This window comes from Singulisphaera photorubra, assembly GCF_045290345.1.
GTDB lineage: Bacteria > Planctomycetota > Planctomycetia > Isosphaerales > Isosphaeraceae > Singulisphaera.
This window is the reverse complement of sequence record NZ_CP155447.1, coordinates 10,457,475-10,477,775: the sequence shown is the minus strand read 5'-3', so window position 1 is coordinate 10,477,775 and position 20,301 is coordinate 10,457,475. Positions and strand designations below refer to the sequence as shown.

At 62.7% G+C, this 20,301-nt stretch carries 15 protein-coding genes and 1 tRNA gene; 12 read left to right on the top strand and 4 right to left on the bottom strand.

The window, feature by feature from the left end; translation table 11 throughout:
- Positions 1-10 precede the first annotated feature (10 nt).
- From ureC to V5E97_RS39095, 4 genes are all read left to right on the top strand, one after another.
- The gene (gene ureC / locus V5E97_RS39110) at positions 11-1,732 is read left to right on the top strand and encodes an urease subunit alpha (protein WP_406696966.1); all 1,722 of its coding nucleotides are present in this window, start codon (positions 11-13) and stop codon (positions 1,730-1,732) included.
- Between the two features lie 235 nt (positions 1,733-1,967).
- Complete coding sequence (locus tag V5E97_RS39105; RefSeq protein WP_406696965.1) at positions 1,968-2,648, top strand: urease accessory protein UreF; 681 nt, start codon at positions 1,968-1,970, stop codon at positions 2,646-2,648.
- Positions 2,649-2,742: 94 nt separating this feature from the next.
- Positions 2,743-3,396 (top strand): urease accessory protein UreG, encoded by a 654-nt coding sequence (gene ureG, locus V5E97_RS39100; RefSeq protein ID WP_406696964.1) that lies wholly within the window; start codon positions 2,743-2,745, stop codon positions 3,394-3,396.
- On the top strand, positions 3,354-4,298 hold the full coding sequence (locus V5E97_RS39095; protein ID WP_406696963.1) for an urease accessory protein UreD: 945 nt from the start codon (positions 3,354-3,356) through the stop codon (positions 4,296-4,298). Before ureG ends, V5E97_RS39095 begins: the two co-directional genes overlap by 43 nt.
- Before the next feature lie 166 nt (positions 4,299-4,464).
- On the opposite strand, the gene V5E97_RS39090 is transcribed toward V5E97_RS39095, so the two are convergent.
- The gene (locus V5E97_RS39090) at positions 4,465-5,721 is read right to left on the bottom strand and encodes an outer membrane beta-barrel protein (protein WP_406696962.1); all 1,257 of its coding nucleotides are present in this window, start codon (positions 5,719-5,721) and stop codon (positions 4,465-4,467) included.
- 794 nt (positions 5,722-6,515) lie between these two features.
- Here V5E97_RS39090 and V5E97_RS39085 point away from each other — a divergent pair.
- Both V5E97_RS39085 and V5E97_RS39080 read left to right on the top strand, forming a co-directional pair.
- Positions 6,516-7,262 carry a hypothetical protein gene (locus tag V5E97_RS39085; protein WP_406696961.1) on the top strand — a complete coding sequence of 249 codons (747 nt, stop codon included), beginning with the start codon at positions 6,516-6,518 and terminating at the stop codon, positions 7,260-7,262.
- 75 nt (positions 7,263-7,337) lie between these two features.
- Positions 7,338-8,426 carry a tetratricopeptide repeat protein gene (locus V5E97_RS39080; protein WP_406696960.1) on the top strand — a complete coding sequence of 363 codons (1,089 nt, stop codon included), beginning with the start codon at positions 7,338-7,340 and terminating at the stop codon, positions 8,424-8,426.
- Positions 8,427-8,581: 155 nt separating this feature from the next.
- Here the strand turns inward: V5E97_RS39080 and V5E97_RS39075 are convergent, their stop codons facing one another.
- Positions 8,582-10,300 carry a porin gene (locus tag V5E97_RS39075; RefSeq protein ID WP_406696959.1) on the bottom strand — a complete coding sequence of 573 codons (1,719 nt, stop codon included), beginning with the start codon at positions 10,298-10,300 and terminating at the stop codon, positions 8,582-8,584.
- Between the two features lie 479 nt (positions 10,301-10,779).
- Here V5E97_RS39075 and V5E97_RS39070 point away from each other — a divergent pair, with 479 nt between their 5' ends.
- On the top strand, positions 10,780-11,850 hold the full coding sequence (locus tag V5E97_RS39070; protein ID WP_406696958.1) for a YybH family protein: 1,071 nt from the start codon (positions 10,780-10,782) through the stop codon (positions 11,848-11,850).
- Between the two features lie 115 nt (positions 11,851-11,965).
- A complete protein-coding gene (locus tag V5E97_RS39065; protein WP_406696957.1) occupies positions 11,966-14,122 on the top strand; it encodes a tetratricopeptide repeat protein in 2,157 nt (718 codons plus the stop codon).
- 151 nt (positions 14,123-14,273) lie between these two features.
- Here the strand turns inward: V5E97_RS39065 and tatC are convergent, their stop codons facing one another.
- Complete coding sequence (tatC, locus tag V5E97_RS39060) at positions 14,274-15,278, bottom strand: twin-arginine translocase subunit TatC (RefSeq protein WP_406696956.1); 1,005 nt, start codon at positions 15,276-15,278, stop codon at positions 14,274-14,276.
- Positions 15,279-16,375: 1,097 nt separating this feature from the next.
- Positions 16,376-16,448, bottom strand: a tRNA-His gene (locus tag V5E97_RS39055).
- A gap of 399 nt (positions 16,449-16,847) precedes the next feature.
- Between V5E97_RS39055 and V5E97_RS39050 the strand changes: the two genes are divergently transcribed.
- From V5E97_RS39050 to V5E97_RS39035, 4 genes are all read left to right on the top strand, one after another.
- Positions 16,848-17,849, top strand: a complete 1,002-nt coding sequence (locus V5E97_RS39050; protein ID WP_406696955.1) for a Gfo/Idh/MocA family protein — start codon at positions 16,848-16,850, stop codon at positions 17,847-17,849.
- A gap of 144 nt (positions 17,850-17,993) precedes the next feature.
- Complete coding sequence (locus V5E97_RS39045) at positions 17,994-18,410, top strand: hypothetical protein (RefSeq protein ID WP_406696954.1); 417 nt, start codon at positions 17,994-17,996, stop codon at positions 18,408-18,410.
- Between the two features lie 315 nt (positions 18,411-18,725).
- A complete protein-coding gene (locus V5E97_RS39040) occupies positions 18,726-19,154 on the top strand; it encodes a TPR end-of-group domain-containing protein (protein WP_406696953.1) in 429 nt (142 codons plus the stop codon).
- A gap of 175 nt (positions 19,155-19,329) precedes the next feature.
- Positions 19,330-20,157, top strand: a complete 828-nt coding sequence (locus V5E97_RS39035) for a purine-nucleoside phosphorylase (protein ID WP_406696952.1) — start codon at positions 19,330-19,332, stop codon at positions 20,155-20,157.
- The last annotated feature ends 144 nt before the right edge of the window (positions 20,158-20,301 follow it).

Sequence of the window (20,301 nt, the reverse complement as noted above, 5' to 3'; positions counted from 1 at the left end):
GTATCCATTGATGAGTGTGCGTCTTTCTCGACAGTCATACGCGGGCAAGTACGGTCCGACGGTCGGCGACCGGATCCGGCTCGCCGACAGCGAGCTCATCATCGAGATCGAACACGATTATGTCGACTACGGTGAGGAGTCGATCTTCGGTGGCGGCAAGTCGATCCGCGACGGCCAGGACCAATGTCCGGTCATTGATCCGATGGGTCCGGACCACTGCGACCTGGTGATCACCAACGCGGTGATCATCGACCACTGGGGGATCGTGAAGGGGGACATCGGGATTCGGGGCGGCCGAATCGTGGCCGTCGGCAAGTCGGGCAACCCGCTGACCCAGCGTGGCATCGACCCCCGCCTGGTCATCGGGCCGGGCACCGAGATCATCGCCGGTGAAGGGCGGATCGTCACGGCCGGCGGGATCGACACCCACATTCACTTCATCTGTCCCCAGCAGATCGAGACGGCGGTCGCCTCGGGCGTGACGACCCTGATCGGCGGCGGCACCGGCTCGGCCACGGGGACCTGGGCGACGACGTGCACGCCGGGCCCCTGGAACATCATGCGGATGCTCCAGGCGTTCGAGGGCCTGCCGGTCAACGTCGGCTTGCTCGGCAAGGGGAACAGCAGCCTGCCCAAGCCGTTGCACGACCAGATCGAGGCCGGGGCCTGCGGCTTGAAGCTCCACGAGGACTGGGGAACTACGCCGGCCGTCATCGATACCAGCCTGACGGTGGCCGACAAGTACGACATCCAGATCGCGATCCACACCGACACGCTCAACGAGTCCGGCTTCATCGACGACTCGATCGCGGCGATGAAGGGTCGTGCGATCCATAGCTTCCACACCGAAGGGGCGGGCGGCGGGCACGCCCCGGATATCATCAAGATCGCGGGTCTGCCTTTCGTGTTGCCTTCGAGCACGAACCCGACTCGTCCGTTCACCGTCAACACGATTGACGAGCACCTTGACATGTTGATGGTTTGCCATCACCTGTCGCGGAACATCCCCGAGGACGTGGCGTTCGCGGAGAGCCGGATTCGCGCCGAGACGATCGGCGCTGAGGATGTGTTCCACGACCGTGGGATCATCAGCATGATGAGCTCGGACTCTCAGGCGATGGGTCGGATCGGCGAGGCGATCGTGCGGTGCTGGCAGACGGCGCACAAGATGAAGGTTCAAGTGGGTGCTTTGTCGAGCGATAGCGCCCGCAACGACAACGAACGCGTGAAGCGTTACGTGGCCAAGTACACGATCAATCCTGCGCTCACGCACGGGATCGCGCAGCACGTGGGGAGCATCGAGTCCGGGAAGCTGGCGGACCTGGTGCTCTACAAGCCGGAGTATTTCGGGGTGAAGCCCGAGTTGGTGCTGAAGGGGGGCCTGCTGGTCTCCGCCCAGATGGGCGATCCCAACGCCAGCATCGCGACCCCGCAGCCGGTCTACCCCCGTCCTCAGTTCGCCGCGTTCGGCCGGGCGTTGTCGAAGTCGTGTCTGACGTTCGTGTCTCAGGCGGCCGTGGACAACGGTGCGGCGGAACGTTACGGTCTGCAGCGTGAGATTGCGGCGGTGCAAGGCTGCCGCACGGTGGGCAAGAAGGACATGATCCGCAACGAGGCGACGCCTGAGATCCGGGTCGACGCGGACACGTACCAGGTGTGGGTGGACGGCGAGAAGGTCGGTTCCGAGCCGATCGACGTGCTGCCGATGGCGCAGCGGTATTTCCTCTTTTGAACGCAGCCGTCGCCGTCCGGGCCGAGGCTTACTCGGCCCGGACTCCCCTCCTGTAACAATATGTGCAAGCAGGCGTGATTTCTCTTGTAGGGTGGGCACGGCCCACCAGGTCTTTTGACCATGGAGTGGGCACGAGGTGGTGATCGTGCCTTCTCGGGGGCGAAACCTGGTGGGCCGTGCCCACCTTACGAGACCGCTTGGCTTCGTGTATGCTATCAAGGACCAAGAGATCTCGATGAATCTCCGCTTGCTTCAGATCACCGATTCGGCCCTGCCGATCGGCGGTTATACCCATTCGTGGGGGCTCGAAACGGCGATCGCGCGCGGGCTGGTCCACGATCCCGAGACGCTCGAGAAATGGACCCGGCGCTGGCTGCGGACGTCGCTCGGTCCGCTCGAGGGGGTGCTCGTCGCCTCGGCCTGTCGCGCGGCCCACGCCGGCCTTGCGGTCGATCTGCTGACCCTGAATCAGATGGCCGAAACGTCGATTATTCCCCCTTCGACCCGGATCGCCAGCCGGGAGATGGGCGACCAACTTCTGGCGTTGGGGGCGACCTGGACCTGGTGCGCCACGGGCCTGGCGACCCTCATGGACGGGCAGCCCGACCGCTCCGCCGGCTGGCACCACCCGATCGCGTTCGGGCTGCTCGGAGCGCTTGCGGGGGGCGCGGCCGACGAGGTGCTGACGGCCTACCTGCACCAGGCGGCGCTGGGTATGATCGGCGCCGGTGTCCGCGCGATCCCGATCGGCCACACTCACGGCCAGCAAGTGCTGGCCTATGTCCATGACGATATCCGCGACCTGGCTCCCGACCTCGGCAGCCGCGCTGCCGAGACCGCCGGCGCCGGTTGCCCTCACTACGAGATCCTCTGCGATGAGCAAACTCGACTCTATGCTCGGATGTTCCGGTCTTGATGATGGGTCGGACGTGCGGGGCTGGCCCACCCGGCCGTCGCGACGGCGTCCCCGCTGGGGCGTTGTTTTTCACAACGACCCTGGACACGACCACATGGGCCGTCCTGGTCCGGCCCGCTACGCCGGTCCGTCGCGTCAGGTCTTCACCCTGGGCGTGGCCGGGCCGGTCGGTTCGGGGAAGACAGCCCTGGTCGAGTCGCTCTGCCGCCACCTCTGGCCCGAGATCAACCTGGCGGTGATCACGAACGACATCTACACCCATGAAGACGCCGAGTTCCTCTCTCGCCGCGACGTGCTGCCGGTGGAGCGGATCGTCGGGGTTCAGACGGGGGGGTGTCCCCACACGGCGATCCGCGACGACGCCAGCGCCAACCTGAGTGCGGTGGCGAACTTTCAGCGTCAATTTCCCAAGCTTGAGCTGGTGGTGGTCGAGTCGGGTGGTGACAACCTGACGGCGGTCTTCTCGCGGGAGCTTGCGGACCGGTTCATTTTCATCATCGACGTGGCCGAGGGGGACAAGATCCCCCGCAAAGGGGGTCCAGGCATTTGCAACAGCGATCTGCTCGTGATCAACAAGACGGACCTCGCACCGTACGTGGGAGCCGACCTGGACGTGATGCGTCGGGACAGCCTCAAGATGCGGGGCGAGCGTCCGTTCCTGATGATCAGCCTCCGCGAGAAGGAAGGTGTCGAGGAGGTGATCAAGTGGGTGCGCGAGCAACTCGCATCACACGTGACGAACTCCTGACGCCTCCCGAGTTCCAAGGACTCTGCGCCAAGGAGCATCAGGCGGCGCGGGTGGGCGGAGCACGGATCGAGTTGGTCCGGGTGGGTGAGGAGACTCGATTGGGGACCTGCTACCAGCAGGTCCCGGTTCGTCTGATGCCTCCATTCGTGATCGACGGTGAGCCGGCGTCGCTGCTGTACCTGATCAACCTGACCGCGGGCCTGATGGACGGTGACGGCCACCTGATGGAGCTGAAGGCTCGGTCGGGGACGCGGTCGCTGGTAACCGGTCAGTCGGCGACGCGGGTGCACCCGGCGCTGGCCAGCTTCGCGACGCAGCAGTGGGCGGTGGAGGTCGAAGATGACGCCTGCCTGGTGGTGTTGCCCGGTCCGGCGATCCCGTTCCAGGGGAGCCGGTACTACCAACGTGCGCGGGTGGAGCTGGCGCCGCGAGCGCGTTTGATCTGGGGCGACATCTGGTTCGCGGGCCGGTACAACCGAGGCGCGCTGTCGGAGCGGTTCCAGTTCGAGCGGATCGTGCAGGACTTTGAGGCCCGGCGCGCGGGCCGGTTGATCTACCGCGATCGGTTCCGCTGGGACGGCCCGTGGTCGGCCGAGGATGCGGCCTGGTACTTCGGTGGGGGGTTGGCCACGGCGAGTCTGTTCGTTTCCGGACCGACTCCCGAGGTCGTTCCCGAGTCCGAAGCCGGTCCGTTGTTCCGTCGCTCGGTGTTCCGTCTCGACACGGGTGACATCTGCCTGCGGTGGGCGGGCAACCCGACGGCGATCACGGCGGACCTTGCCCAGCAAGCGCTCCGGCTTGCGGGGAGCTGGACCGGTGGTCCCACCGCCCCACCCTGGTTCCTCGACTCGACGGGCCTCGCCCCCAACCACTGGTTCTCGACCCCGGTGGTCTCCGAGTGAGGTGAAACCGCGAGGAATCGATCTGACTTGTCGGGTGGGTCGTGCCCTCCCGACAAGAATGAATCAAGTGATGAGATGAGACTCTCCACAAATGGAGAACGGCGATGGCAACTGGAGGGTTGCCATCGCCGTTCTCTTTGTTTTTTTGCCACTATATAAGCTGGTGTCAGAACTTGATCAAGGCACTGATCCCGCCGGTCAACTGGCTCCGGTGGGTCGGGGGCTCGCCCCCGCCTCCGAATGCGGGTTGGCCGGCGAAGTCGCCGCGGATTTCGGGGCGGACCTCAAGGAACTTGTTGGGGTGCCAGTTGAGGCCGAGGGTCACTTCGGCGTAGTCGGTGTTGATCCCGGTTCGCGTGCCCTTGACGTCGTCGAACCATTCGGCACGGCCCTGGATATCGAGTTGCGGGTCAAGGTGATAGATCCCGATGGTGTAGAGGCCATACCAGGAGCCGGTGCCAACCGGGGTGTTGGTATCCCAGCCCATATTGGACTGGACGATCTGGACGAAGCGCTCGCTCCAGTTCTGCTGGACGCGGAGCTCGACGGTGGTGTTGTGATCACCGGCCAAGCCCGGGGCGGCGAAGATGGCGTTCGGGCCAGTGTAGACCGAGCCGGTCAGCCGCGTCCTCTGCTCGTCCGTCAGCCAGTAATTGACCTGGCCGATGTAGCAGTAGGAGTTATCGCTCCGCAGGGTGAAGAACGTGTTGGCCCCAAGGGTCATCCCGCTCCAGATGTCCAATCGATCGGTAACATGCTGGTTGAGCAGGAAGCCGGTGAAGGCACCGTCCTGCGAGTAGAAAAACTGATAGTCGCTGGAGTAGAACGGCCGGTAGGGAGCGAGGAAGCCGTTGTAGCCGATGATCGTGTTCATCCGGCCGACCTTCACATCCATGCCGCCCTCAGTGAAGATCGGCAAGTGAGCGGAGAGGTAAAGGTCACGGAAGTCGTGGCTGAAGTGCGAATTGCCAGGTGGATAGTCAATGCCCCCCTTGGGCTGGCCCAGCGCCGCGTCGGCACCGGCAAAATAGCGAACGTTGAAGCCGATGTCGAATCGGTCTTGCTTGAGCGGCTTCTGGATCACGAGGCCGATCTGGTTCAGCAAGAACTCGTTGCCGAATCGGTTCTGCCGGGGTTCGACCGAGAGCAAGCCCGACCCGCTTGACGAACCGGTATACCCCCCTTCCACCCAGCCGAACGTCCGGATACCGCTGTCGCCGAACAAGTTCTTCAAGCCGAGGGTGTCCATCAGGAACCGGACGTCCGAGACCGGGGTCGGCCCCAGGGTCGGAGCGGCAGGCGGTTGAGAGATATCTTCCGCGAGTTCTGCCGGGAGCGACTCGGGCTGAAGGCCGGAGCCGGCCGGCCGCTGCGGAGGGGCGGGAGCCTCGAATCCAGGTGGCACCATTTCCTGAGCGTTCACGGCACTCGCTCCGAGGAGGAGTACTAATAAGCCTTGGCCGAATCGAAATCGCCAGTGATGCATGGCGGACCCCCGTCACTTGAGGCGGTTTAATGGTCGATGTCTGCGCATTGCCCGTTGGCATTTGGGGGGTGGTGCCACCGCGCCGCCAGGCGATTACACGTAATTTCGGTTGTGAGGAATCGGATGCGTTAGCGCCATGGCGGGGTTTTAATTCGCTTGAGGGATATAGGGGCGGGTTCGTCTGAAAGGGTAGGCTGGGTAATTTTGGTCTTCGGGAATCCTCCGGACTGCCTCATCAGAATGATTGGGATCGAGGTTCGACCGGCTCCCGAGCGGGGACCGCCGAGCACGAGGGGCGGGAGCAGACGGATCTTGGCACTCTGAAAACAAGAACGTGGTAACGTGTTCGCCGGATCTTTTGCCGGCTTATCAAGATTCGACACGTTCCTCGCCAGCTGCGCCTTGCGGCGGCAATGGGAAATGCTCATCATTCTAGGGTCGGAAGCGGGTTCGCAACCCAGGCCTCTCTCCAGGCCGAGGTCGGCGGCGAGCCGATCACCTTCGATCGTCATGTCCTGTATCAATGCGCCGTCACCCGCCATGGCTTGAGCCCTCTCGAGAGGGTGGGGTCACCCCACTGATTCCCGATCTCAGAACCCCGATCGCCGACCTTCAGAGGCGACGGGCAACGTCTCGGTAAGCGGAGAGACACTGCCGGGTGGGGACGGGCCGCGATCGCGCCCGCATTCGGCTGTCTTGATGAGACTGATCTCGAGGGAGTGATTGCTGCAATGCGTCTAGCGTTGAAACCTGTGCCGAGGGCGGGGATCCTCCTGCTTGGCGGACTGATAAGCCTGGTCTTGCTTCCCCGAGCGGATGGGGAAGACGAGGCTGCTCCGGTGAAGAGCGCCCGTGGCGGCTTCCTGGGGAAGTCGGAGCGGCATCAATTCGAGGTTTTCTTCTACACGCAGGGAATCCGGATCTTCCCTCAGGATTCGACCGGGAAGGGACTCGACGCCACGAACCTGTCGGCGATCGCGACCTTTTACCATCCCAACTCACCGAGTCCCTGGTTCGATCGTCGACTTCAGCCGGCGACGGCCGCGGCCGGCCAGCCGTCGACCTCGCTGGTGCGTGCCATCGGCTTGGGGACGGTCCCGGCGTCGGGCGTGAAGGTCGTCTTCGAGATTTCAGGGCTCCCTGATCCCGCCGAGACTTCGGCCTCGTTCTCCGTGCCGTTCGCGTTGATGACGTCGCAGGTTCCTGCGCCCACGGCGGCGGACGGGTCGGCTAGCCCGCCTTACATCTATGCCGCCGGCTATCAGGGTGTCGGCTATTACGCCAACCCCGGGCCTCAGAGTACACCTCCTGCCGCGACAGGATCACGTCCTGCTTCCCCTCCGAGGTACACGGGTAGCGCCCCTCGGACCCAGGCGAGCGGCGGTTCCAGCCCCCGCACTGTCGGGCCCGGAGCCCGCGACTGGACCACGGGGCGGCGAAGCCGGCTTCCGAAGCCGTGGCTCCGCCCGATGGACTGAAACCAACTTCGGCAACAGACGACGTACATCACGGCGAGACATTTACGGCCCGGGTGCCGGAAGAAGGAGACAACGATGAGTCGGTCGATGAAAATCTGGTGCGTGGCGGCCCTGCTTGGTGCTTGCTCCGTCTCCAGCGCGATCGTGCGGGGGGCGGACTGGAAGGCTGAGCACGACGCCGGCTGGAACGCTTACAAAGAGGGCCTCATCGACGAGGCGGAACGTCGACTCAGAACGGCCGCGAAAGAAGCGAAGGCGTTTGGCGAGAACGACCCTCGGCTCGCCACCACACTCGACCACCTGGCCTGGGTCCTTTCCTCCGAGGGCAGAAACGCCGAGGCTGAACTTCTCGCCAAACAGGCCCTCGCGATCCGTGAGAAGGCGGTCGGCGGCGACCCCGCCGACCTTGTTCGGAGTCTCAATACGCTTGCGTCCATCTACGACGCGGCGGGCCAGTCGGCTGAAGCCCGCTCGACCTACGCGCGTTGCCTTGCGGCTGCCGAGAAGGCGTACGGGCCCGTGCACTCGAACGTCGCGGCCGTACTCGACAACCTGGCGACGGTCGACCATATCCTGGGCAACTTCCCAGAGGCTGAAGCCTCGTACAAACGTGCGCTCGCGATCCGCGAAAAGACGGCCGGCGGTCAGCCCAATGATCTCGCCCCGACCTTGCACAACCTCGGCTCACTGTACCTCGACCAGGAAAAGTATGCCGAGGCCGAGCCGCTCCTGAAGCGGGCGCTGGCGATTCGAGAGAAGTCCCTTGGGGCTGAGCATCCGGACGTCGCCGCCAGCCTCGAAGCACTCGGGTGGCTCTATGCGAGCGAGGGGAAGCCCGCCGAAGGCGAGTCATTGCTCAAAAAGGCGCTGGCCCTCTACGAGCTTGACCTCGGGAAGGATCATCCGCACGTGGCCTGCTGCTCCTCGAAGCTGGGTCGGGCCTGTCTGTCGCAAGACCACCAGGACGAAGCCGTCGCGTGCTGCAAACGTGCGGTCGGGATCTTCGAGCGAACCGGGGGTGACCCCCTCGAAGTGGCGATGGTCCTTGAAGATTACGCGGCCGTACTGCGAAAGTCAGGCAACACGGCCGAGGCCGAAAAGCTCGAGGCTCGTGCTCGGTCACTTCGCGAATCGCTCAAGAAGCCTGAGACCCCGAAAGGCTGAGATCCTCTCGTCGGGGATTTTGCTGTCCGCTGAGTTTGCGTTCGTTCCGCGGCCCGACGGGCCGCATCCCATTGCGGCCGGGCGACTTCAACAGGGACCGCCTCCCTCGGGTCGCTCGGCCGTTCTGCTTCCTGGGAATCCTCGGATTTCCTGCCTCAGAAATAGAGCTGAAACCTCAGCCAGAACATGTCGGCGGTGTCCTGCAAGCGGCCGGGGCGGTACTGCACCGGGTCGGCGAAATCGCCGTGGAGCCAGAATGCATACACCTTGATGTATTCGTTCCAGTACCAATTGACTCCGAGCTCGGTCGTGATGACCTGGTTGGACCAGAGGTCCGGGTTGGCGAGGCCCGCGGTGAAGACCTGTTCGCCGAGGTGCAACTCGCTGACACGTCCGACGGCTTCAAAGGCGCCCAGGCCGCGATGCTCACCCTTGTTCGTCGGAACGAGCGGCCGGAGTGGCTTGACCCTGGTCCGTCGCTCGACGTGTTCGCCGGTCAGGAAGTAGCCTCCAGCGACGTAGAAGCCCGAGAACGGCACTTGCACTGACGACCGGCGGCCGGGGGTTGTGTAGTTGCCGTAGCCATATTGCCACTCACCGATCAGCGACAGCCCCTTGTAGAAGTAGGCGGAGTGGACGGACCCGAGCAACCGGTCCCCCTGCTCGGCCACGTCAGGATTGAGGATCAGGAATGGCACCGTGGCTGCACCGGGGATGTTGGCATCCGGCGAGCCGCCACCGATCCGAAACGTCCGGGGCACGGGCGACTGGTCCTGGTGCCCGAAGGCGACCGACGTGCCCATATTCAGAAACTGGAACAAAGGGAGATTCTTCGACTCCTGGAACGGTCTCGCGTTGAGATAGCCCACGAAATCCACGCCGTTGTGCAGGCTCTCGAACGAGTTGCGCGAGCCGTTGAAGATACCGGCCGCGTAGTCGAGCCGCTTGTCGAACAGGTATCCCCAGCCCATGAGCCCGATTTGGCGGTTGAGACTGAGATTGGTGGTGTAGATCGACCGCTCGGGGGTCAGCAACCAGTAGTTCGAGACGGCGAATTGATCGTAGGGGAGCGGTGTGAAGAAGCGGCCGAAGCGGAATTGGAAACGATCATCAAAATGCAGGTTAATATAAGCGTTCAGCAGGTTAATATTGTTTAACCCACGATTGATCGAGAGCTCGTACTCGATGGACTTGGTGATGTTGCCATCGAAGAAAATTCGTTGACGAGGCAAGAAGAAACCACTATTGGCCGGGACCTGGTCGCTCTGTTCCCAGAACCGGCCTTCGAGCTGCGACTCGTAGTGGACCTGGAGCCGAAATTCCTCGTTCTCGGTCTGGAATCGAAAGCCGGGGCCGAAGCTGCCATACAACGGATTGCGTTTCGAATCGGAGCGTTTCGACGAGGGGAATCCAGGCGCGGGCGTTGCGGGCGAGAACTGCCCTTCCGTGTAGTCCGGCACGGGAGAATCGACTTCGGCCGCCTGAGCCTCTTCGCCTGGCAGCGTCGGATCGTTGCCCCCTGGGCCGGTCGGGCCGGCTTCGTCCGTCCGGTTGTTTAAGGCTTGCGGCCGTTCCTCGAATCGCTCGAGAATTTGCCGGAGCTGCTCTTTTTGCTCGCGACGGGTTGTCTCTAACTCCTCGGCGAGCTTCCGATTCATCGCCTCCATCGCGCGAAGTCGCTCGGCGAGCTGCTCGATCGTGATTGGCGCCGTTGGCGTGGGGCCGGACGAGGAGCCAGGTGCCTGCGCAACCTGTGCGGGCGGCGCCGCCAATGGAAGATCCTGTGACCGGGCGTTCGGGCCAATCGCGGTCAAGAGCCCCCACGTGCCGAGCAGGACTTTCCACGAGCTTGGCCGAGTGGAGTACGATCGCACGCGGACTTGGCTCCTGTGACGGTATGCTGAGGGGCCGATCCGATGGAGATCGGCCTCACTGGACTGGTCGTTTCCCGACGCGATCGAAATGAGTACCGCGATTTGAGATGCCGGTCGGCTCGCTTCGAGCTTTTCTCGTTCGTGAACCCCAGGCGCAATCCACCTGGCGGAACACCTCGTCTCTCCGCGGCGCTGCAAGATAGCCGGTGTCAAATTCCCCTACAATGGCATTTCTCTCCGGCGATTGCATCATTGGAGACGGGAGGGAGTTTGGGCTCTTGGAGTCTAGGGAGAAGCGTAGGGTCCCGGCGCCGCTGACAGTCGGTGCTATCGCAGCGTGGCAACGCCTGTACAATCAAAGGTTGTCCGTGAGGTCGGTGGCCACTTCACCGCCATGACGCTCGACCGGCAACCGGATTTTCAATCCACCGAACCGGCTGTTGTGAGGAAGGCCTGTGATTCGTCACGAGGAGGAGACAGTGCCGATCAATTTGGGAAGTCAGAGCGGCGCGAGGCGCTGGGGCACGCCGATGGTGATATTCACCAGTGTTGTGATCGGCGTAGTCGCCGTCTCACGAGCGACCTATCCTCAGGATGGGGAAAAAGCTCAGGTGGCGACTCCAGCCTCTCCCGGAGAGGCGGAGATCCGCAACCTGTTGAAAGCCGTGTACGACGCCTACAACCAGGCTGACGCCAAGGGACTTGCGGCACGATTTACCGACGATGCCGTACTCATCGGCCAGGATGGGGGAGAGGTTCGGGGCGGAGCCGCAATCGGCCGGCACTATGCGGACGCGTTCGGAAACGGGCCGACCTGCAAGATCTCGGGAGTGGACGACACGATCCACTTCTTGACTCCCGGCATCGCTTCCGTGGTCGGCCATTTTCAACTCGAGGACGGGGTTGGTGGTGCGCTCGCCTCGGGGCGTTTCGGCCTGATCGCCGTTCGAAAGGGAGACCAGTGGCAGTTGGCCGAGCTTCGTGACGACTCCACCGAGCCTCGTGAATCTTCGGACTCGGAAGAGCCGTTGCGCGACCTCGAATGGCTGGTCGGCGAATGGGTCGACGAGGGCGAAGATGGCAAAGTCGCGACTCAGGTGCGCTGGGACGAGAATCAGAAGTTCTTGGTTCGCAAATACTCGGCCCAGTTCAACGGCGAACCCGCCACGAGCGGTACGCAGTGGATTGGCTGGGATCCTCAGGCGAAGCAAATCCGGTCCTGGAACTTCGACTCGGGAGGAGGCTTTGGCCAAGGCGAATGGACCCGCTCGGGTGACGCCTGGATCATCAAGGCAGGCGGGGTGACCGGCGACGGCCTCACGACGTCGGCAACCCAGGTCATCGAGTCGGTTAATAAGGATGTGGTTAAATTTCAATCCAATGACCGCATCGTCGGTGCCGACCTGCTTCCCGACATCGATGAGGTTCTGATGGTTCGAAAGCCCCCTGCACCCGATACCAGCCAGCCCGCGCCGCCTCCTGAGCAAAAAACACCGGCCGGGGCACCGGCTCCCGAAAGCGAACGGACTCCGTCTCGCGATCGGTCCTGATTGACTTCACGCCGCCATTCGCGACGTTTGACGTTCTGGGTTCCAGCCTCTTGGCGGCCCTCGGTTGAAATCGAACTGTCGTACATCCTGAAGCATCCTCGCGAGGGCCGTTGTGATGGGCACCACTTGGAAACTGGTTCTGGTTTTCGGCTTGTGCTTGACCTGGCTGGAACCCACCTACGGTCAGCGGGGAGGCGGTGCGGGCCGATCGGGAGGAGGCGCCCGAGCCGGAGGGGGGGGCCGACCGGGAGGGGGTGCCGGAGGCGTCCGATCGGGAGGAGGACGCCCTGGTGGGGGAATGACCAGTCCGGTGTCTCGCCCGAGCATTTCACGTCCCGGTGGCGGGTACGCCGGCGCAGGCTCCAGGCCGGGTGCGGGCGCGTCGAACCGGCCTGCACAACGACCGAGCACGACACCCGGATCCACGTACCGACCTGGGACTGGGGGGATTACTCGCCCCACGCCTTTGCCGGGCGGTGGAAATCGTCCCGGTGCTGGCGGTGGTGGAAGCTATGCTCCGGGAATTGGGAATCGCCCCGGGCTGGGCGACAACCGTCCGGGAGGTGGGATCAATCGCCCCGGCCTGGGCGACTATCGTCCGGGAGGCGGAATTAATCGCCCCGGGCTGGGCGACAACCGTCCGGGAGGTGGGATCAATCGCCCCGGCCTGGGCGACTATCGTCCGGGAGGTGGGATCAATCGCCCCGGTCTGGGTGACAATCGTCCGGGCGGCGGGATCAATCGCCCCGGCCTGGGCGACAACCGTCCGGGCGGCGGGATCAATCGCCCCGGCCTGGGCGACAACCGTCCGGGCGGCGGGATCAATCGCCCCGGTCTGGGTGACAATCGTCCGGGCGGCGGGATCAATCGCCCCGGCCTGGGCGACAACCGTCCGGGCGGCGGAATTAATCGCCCCGGCCAGGGTGACTATCGTCCGGGCGGCGGGATCAATCGCCCCGGCGTGGGTGTCAATCGTCCGGGAGGCGGGATCAATCGTCCTGGCCTGGGCGACAACCTTGGAGTCGTGAACCGGCCGAATCAACGCCCTGGCGGAGGATGGTTCGGCAATAGTAATATTGTCAATAACAATATTAATGTTAATATCAATAACGGTTGGGGTGGTGGGGGCCGGTGGCACGGGCAAGGTTGGGGGCGTCCGAATTCCCACTTTCGCGGCCACTGGTATCGGGGGAGTTGGGGGCGAAACCACTTCGGTCGCTGGGTCGGCCCGGTCGGTTGGGGGGTCGGGCCCTGGAGAAGGCCGATCCACGTTTTCCCCACCTGGGGCCACGCGGGTCTCGTCGGATGGGGACTTGGCCCATGGGCCAATCGCTGGATGTATACAGGCTTCACGAACCCGTACTTCATCGCCCCTGTGATCAACACGACCGTCATTGCGAATGCACAACCGGTTGTTGTTCATGATTACAGCCGCCCCCTTGATCTGACGAGCGTATCCTCTGAGCCCGAGGATACGGAGCAAGACGACTCGACGTTCCTGGCTGCGCGAGACGCGTTCAAAACCGGAGACTTTGCACGTGCCTTGAGTCTGACCGACCTGGCTTTGAAGCCGTATCCCAACGATCCGGTCTTGCACGAGTTTCGAGCGCTCTGTCTGTTCGCACTGGGGCGGTATGACGAGGCGGCGGGCGTGCTTTACGCCGTGCTGACCGCCGGCCCTGGCTGGGACTGGGCGACCATGATCGGGCTTTATCCTGACGTCGACACGTATACCAGCCACATTCGGGCGCTGGAGGCGGCCATCCGGACGAACCCGAATACGGCGTCGAATCGGTTTGTGCTGGCCTATCAGTACATGGTTCAAGATCATATCGAGCAGGCCCGCCAGCAATTCCAGCAGGTTGCCAAACTCCAGCCCAAAGACGGGCTGGCCGCCCAATTTGCCAAGTTGCTGGCCCCTGACTCCGAGGGGACGGCCGTGGCGGCGAGCGAGCCCGCTCAGCCTACTGAGACGGAGCCGATGCCCTCCCCTCCCCCGGCGGCCCTGGTCGGCACCTGGAAGGCCAAGCCTAGTGCGGATGTGAGCATTGAACTGACCGTGCAAGCGGATGGCCAGTTCGCCTGGGATGTCAACGCCGACGGTCAGGCCGACTCGATCATCGGCGAGGCTGACTATCTCGACGGAGTCCTGACACTCAGCCAGGCCGACGCTCCCCCCTTGGTCGGCAAGGTCCTCAACCTCGACGCGAATCAGTTCGGCTTCGAATTGCTCGGGGGCCCACAAGCCGCCACGATCCAGTTTTCTCGTTGAGTCCCTCAGGGCTCGAGCCCGCCCGATTTCCGGGTGGCACGATGAGCTACATCGTCGGTCGTTGGCGTGAGATTGAGGCCAGAGCGTGCGCGTCGTACGAAATTCATGACGGCATGCTCTGGCTGCGACGACCCTGGCCGACCGGTTGGGCTCACCCCACGGCCGCTGGCCTCGGCTCCCCAACCAACAAGATGCCCAATTCGTAAAGGAGGGCCATGGGGACGCTCAGTAGCAGCATGCTCACCACGTCAGGCCCCGGCGTCAGGAGGGCGGCCACGATGATGATGATCAGGAATGCCAGTCGGCGCTTGGCGCGATAGTCTGAAGCCGTGAAAATCCCAATCATCGCGAGGAAGAGCATCACCAGCGGCGTCTGAAAGCAGAGTCCGAACACCAAGGGCAGGATTGTCGCGAAACCCATCCATTCGCTCAGCCGTAGCATCGGCTTGACCCCGAGCCAAACGTTGAATTCGAGGAGGAACCGAAGCGTCAGCGGAAGGACTGCGAAAAAACAGAGGAAGACCCCCGCAAGGAATAAGACGAGTGAGTATGGCAGATACTTGTACAAGGAAGCCCGTTCGTGGCGGTAGAGCCCGGCAGCGATGAACGCCCAGACTTGATAGAAGACCCAGGGGCTGGCCAGGACCAGCCCAGTGACGAAGCAAACCCTGACGAAGATCAGCGCCGGCTCCATCGGGCCGAGGGCGATGAGGCTGTCGGTTCGCTCGACGTTGGCCTCGACGGCAGAAATTAAGCCCGAATCTTTCAATTCCAGGGGCAACTCGACATAGCGGATCTTCAGAGGGGCGGTTTGGCGAGCGGGCAAGTCGGGAAAAACCTGGCGGACGGCTCGGGCAAACACATCGGCGGGGATCCGCGTGGGGATCGACGTGTAGGAGCCGACAGCTTCGGCGGCTGCAGCCTTCTGAAGTGCCTGCTCGGCGTAGAAAGTGCTGAGAGTCCGCTGCGCGGGTTCCTGCATCTGCCGAACGACCTGCCTTCCCAGGTTGAGCGGCGGTATCACTGTGACGACGATCCCGGCAACCAGCCCCAACAAGGCCAGGATCAAGTGACGACGTAGCTCCTCGATATGATCGCCTAAACTCATGGCGACCATCGACCGCTCTTCGGCGAAGAGATCTTGCTCGGTAGGCATGGAAAGACCCCACCATTTCGGATGCGACACGGTTGGTCGTGGAGGGGAGCGCGGGTCGCGGCGGCCGATCCCGAGGCCGAGGACCCTTCTGACATGCCGCCGTAGGCCTCGCGGGGACGGCCTCTCGGCGGTGGCGTTCCAGGGACATTACATTATCCAAGTGTGCCCGGAGCGGCAAGTACGAAGTGGAACTGATGAACTGTGCAGGCGTGTTGATGCGGACTGACCTGGGTTTCAGTCGCCTATACAAAGCAGTCAGCTGATTGAACGTATGCGTTTTTTTTAAATTAACAGGAAAGTAGATGTGAAGATTGCTGGAAGCCTGCTATTGCTTGAAGTCGATGCCTTAATTCGGGGGCTCGGGTGGATGAGCCAGCAAGGCATGTCGACTTTTATGCCAGAGACATCATACGTTGCAAATTGGAGTGGGTGGCCCAAACAATGACTGATCCCAATCCACGTTCACTGCAAGCCAAGCGATCACGTTGGCAGCAACCGCCACCGCGAGCATCATCCCCCGAATGTTGAATTGCACGCGGGGTGTTTGCATCGCCATCGTCTCCAATCCCACAGATGATCCCATCGAGAACCGCACGGTATGCGGGCTGTTTCAAGACGCCGCTCAGCGAGGGAGGGCTGAGCGGCGCTGCTCCATCCCCTGGTATTGGTTCAGGCGAAATGGAAAGAGACCCTGCCCGAGTGATACGACAACTCGGCAGGATGACCTCCGATCCGGACGGAGCGTGAGCCACATCAGCATCGGGCAGGCTTGATCGTGAGGGATGACCGCGAATAGGGTCGCCAACCACGCATTCGACCACGGCGCGGCGGTTCGCCTCATAACCCTCAGGAGAATCGTACGTCCCCCAAGCAAATCCCCTGGCCGCCCAACCGGACGACGAGGAGATCGTTAGACTTACACCGCCGAGACTTGTGAACCCGGAACTGGGCGAGGTAGGATGGAAGACGATCAATGGCAAAAACCCTGATCGTCCACTCCGTCGTACCTGGTACGACTCAAGCGAGGACTTCAGGGCCATATTGCTCGGTCGTCGGTAGGTGCACGAGAACGTGCTCGACGAAATTCTTAGAGACAGGGTGGATGACGGGATTCGAACCCGCGATATCCAGATCCACAATCTGGCGCCTTAACCGCTAGGCCACACCCACCGTCTTGCGAGGAACCTAATATAAAGTTTGGCATTTCCTCCGTCAAGATGAGCCGGTCGAAACTGAGCGAATTTGGCAGCGAGGGGGGCTGGGCTTCTCGACACTCGGAGGCGGTTCACAAGGAAGTCGGCACCGATTCGGGAAATCGCCTTGACTTGGTCGGGAGCATGGTACATTACCCCCATCAAGGGTGACGACGGAATGTTGTCCCAGAAGGGGTGGGAATGGACGGTCTCCGGATCGGCCCCTTTCTCGCAACCTTCTCCAGAATTCCGGGATTAGGTCTTGACCGGGTGCGATAATCTCTTGACGTGGAATGGGTAGATTGATGGGATGGGGCCGCGTGGGTTTTGATCCTTGGTCGTGAGGCCAAGCGGTCGGACGCGGGAGTGAGGTGGAATGGCAAATTCAGCGCTCAGGATTGGGATCGTGGGATGCGGCTTCGCGGCCCGCGTTCACCTCGGCCGACTCCTCACCCTTGAAGGGGTGCAGGTGGTTGGGTGCGCCGATCCCGACCTCGACGCCGCCAAAGCACTCGTCTCGCTGATCCCCGTCCCGGAGGCAGGACCTCCGGCGGTGGCGTTTGCCGATCATCGCGAACTGCTCAAGCAGTCGGTGCCGGATGCCCTGGCGATTTTCACACCTCACGTGGCGCACTACCGACCGGCCATGGATGCCCTCCAGGCGGACTGCCACCTCTTTATTGAGAAGCCGCTTTCGACCAACGTTCAGGAAGCCGCCGATATTGTCGGGCTGGCCCGGGGACGGAATCGAAAAGTGGGGGTGGGACATCAGTATCGTTTGCTACCCAGCCTGGTCGAAGCGCGTCGACGCCTGAGCGAAGGAGCGATCGGGCCGCTCCGCCTGGTGACGGCGACCCTGGCTCAAAATTGGCTGGCCACGCACGGCGGGGCGGAGAATTCCTGGAGATTCGATCCCAAGTTTTCCGGCGGCGGCATCCTCGCCGATGCCGGAGATCACTTAATCGACGCTCTTCTCTGGAGCACGGGGCAGGTGGCGACCGATGTTGCCGCTGTTCAGAATCGGCTCGAGTCGGGACTCGACCTGGTGACTGCGGCGGCGATTCGGCTGGTCGACGGAACTCCCGTGACTTTGGCGGTCTCCGGTGTCTCGCCGGGCCAACTCTTTGAAATTCAATTTTTCGGCGAACGGGGGAAGCTCCGGGCGACCGAAAAGAGCTTGCTCGAGCAAATTGGCGATGCGCCGGCTGAGACCGTTCCGCTCGCCGAGGCGACCGAGAGCATTGATGGAAATTTCGTAGCGGCCGTCGTGAACGACGCCCCGCTATGTTGTCCGGCCGAAGCGGCTCTGGACACGGTTCGACTCTTGGAAGCGATCGCCCGTTCGGCCGCGACCGGACAGGCGGTTCGACTTGCGTGAGACGTGGGCCTTAAGGTCTCCCTCGAGGGAGATTTGCCCTAACCCAGGATTGTTTGTTTGACAATGGCGCTTCGCCTTGACGACGTGGATGGCTCCGCCCCAACCGTGGTTTTCGGACCGGGGACGGGTGAGTCGGCAATCCACTTGGATATCGCGCGGTGTCGGGGATTACCCCGTAGATCTTTAGGCCTGAGGACTGACCTCATGTGGGACCGTCTGGTTATGCTCGCGGAACTCGAAGAACCAATGATGGGCGAAGCGAAATGGACTGACCGTTTCGCTTCGTCTCCGACTGCCCGGCACCCCGGCGACGAAGAAGAATTTGACGACGAGGAAGCCGACGAAGAGGACGACGAAATCGACGACGACTTCGACGACGAGGATGACGACCTCGACGACGACTTCGACGACGAGGATGACGACCTCGACGATGATATTGATGATGAGATCGATGGTGAGATCGACGATATCGACGTCGAAGATGAGGATGATGATGACCTCGACGACGATGAGGACGAGGACCTCGACGATGCCGAGGAAGATGACCTTGAGGACATCTGAGTCGGCACGCTCGGTTTTCTCCGTGCTCTAGTTTGGGTCAGCTTCGACGATTGGGGCAGGCGCGAATTTCGCGCCCGCCCCCTTTCCTCACGCGGCTCCCCAAGAGCGCAAACTCCCGAAATTCCCGCCTCAGATCGGCTGCGCTGCGAGGTCCTTTGGTGATTTCGCCGAACTTCTCCTTGTTGACCGTACCGTGTTCCGGCTATCCTGAGTCATTGTCACCGGCGGAATCCGAAGGCGCTTGCGACTAGGCCCCGGTAGAGCGATTGATTTAGAGGATGCAACGGTCGGGACCGGGAAGGGAGCATCTCTGCGATGGCCGCACACCAGGATCGACCGAGCGACCCCTCCTCTGAGGGCCCGGCCCCCGAGACCACGACTCGGCGGCTCCGCGAGCAGAGTCAACTCGACTTCGAAATTGAATTCCTCGGCCGCGTTCTGGATCGCGATCCGTTCTTCGCGGATGCGCTCCGGGTTCATGCCAATAACCTGGCCGCCAAGGGACTTTATACGCGGGCGCTTCAGATCGACCGTCGCCTGGTTCGACTGATGCCTGAGCGTTCGATTCCTTGGTACAACCTGGCTTGCAGCTACGCGGTGCTCGGAATCACGGATCCGGCCTTCGCCGCTCTTCAGCGCGCCCTGGAACTCGGATATCGCCACCTCGAGCACGTGCGCCGCGACCCGGACTTGAAGTCGCTTCGCCGCGACCCTCGTTTCTCGCGGTTGCTGCGCCGCTATTGAGGCGTGTGCGAGTGATCGTTCCCCGTTTGAGCCGAGAGGAGACGCGACGTCTGCTGACGTCCGGCTCGTCGGCCTCTTTCCGGGGAGTCGTCGGGTTGGGGACGACTTTGGGTCGGCGTCTCTCGGCCTTCGTCGAACCTGCCGATCCCGTCGACGTAATCGATCGCCATCCATCATGACGCACCACGATTGGGAACACGTTCAGGAAGCCACCAAGGCCGTCCGAACGCGATGGTCGGGCACGCCTCTCGTGGGCATTGTCCTGGGGACCGGGCTCGGGGCCCTGGCCGGCGAGATCGACGCCGAGGCCACCATCCCCTACCCCACGATTCCCCACTTTCCCCGCTCCACGGTCGAAAGTCACAAGGGGCAATTCGTCTGCGGCAAGCTGGCCGGCCAGTCGGTCGTGGCGATGGAGGGGCGGTTCCACCTTTACGAAGGGTACACTGCCGCTCAAGTCACCTTCCCGATCCGGGTGATGAAAGAGCTTGGGTGCCGCTACCTCATCGTGTCGAACGCGGGAGGCGGACTCAACCCGATGCACGCCAAGGGTGATCTGATGGTCATTGATGACCATATCAACCTTCTCGGTGTGAACCCGCTAATCGGGCCCAACGACTCGCGACTCGGCGTCCGTTTTCCCGACCTCATCGAGCCGTACGATCAAGCCCTCCAGAAACTGGCGCTGCGGGCCGCCCTGGAAGAGAACATCGTGGCCCATCGCGGTGTCTACGTTGCGGTCACCGGTCCGAACCTCGAGACGCGCGCGGAGTACCGTTACCTGAGAGGGATCGGTGCTGACGTGGTGGGCATGTCCACCATTCCCGAGGTCTTGGTTGCGGTTCACGCCGGGATGCGGGTCCTTGGCTTCTCGATCATCACCGACCTCTGCTTACCCGACGCGCTCGCTCCGGTGAGCCTCGAGGAGATCATCGCGGTCGCTCAGGTGGCCGAAGGACAGCTCAGGACGATCGTCAAACGCGTCCTAGAACAGCTCAACTGAGCGACTCGGACTCCGGACCCGTTGCAACCTGGTCGTTTCCCTCGATGAGCCGTTCCCCGCCGAATCGCGACCTCCGACTCGTTTCCATTGGATTCCTTCGCCACCAGCCGTGATACCGTCGGCCTTTCCTTTTGAAATTTTTGC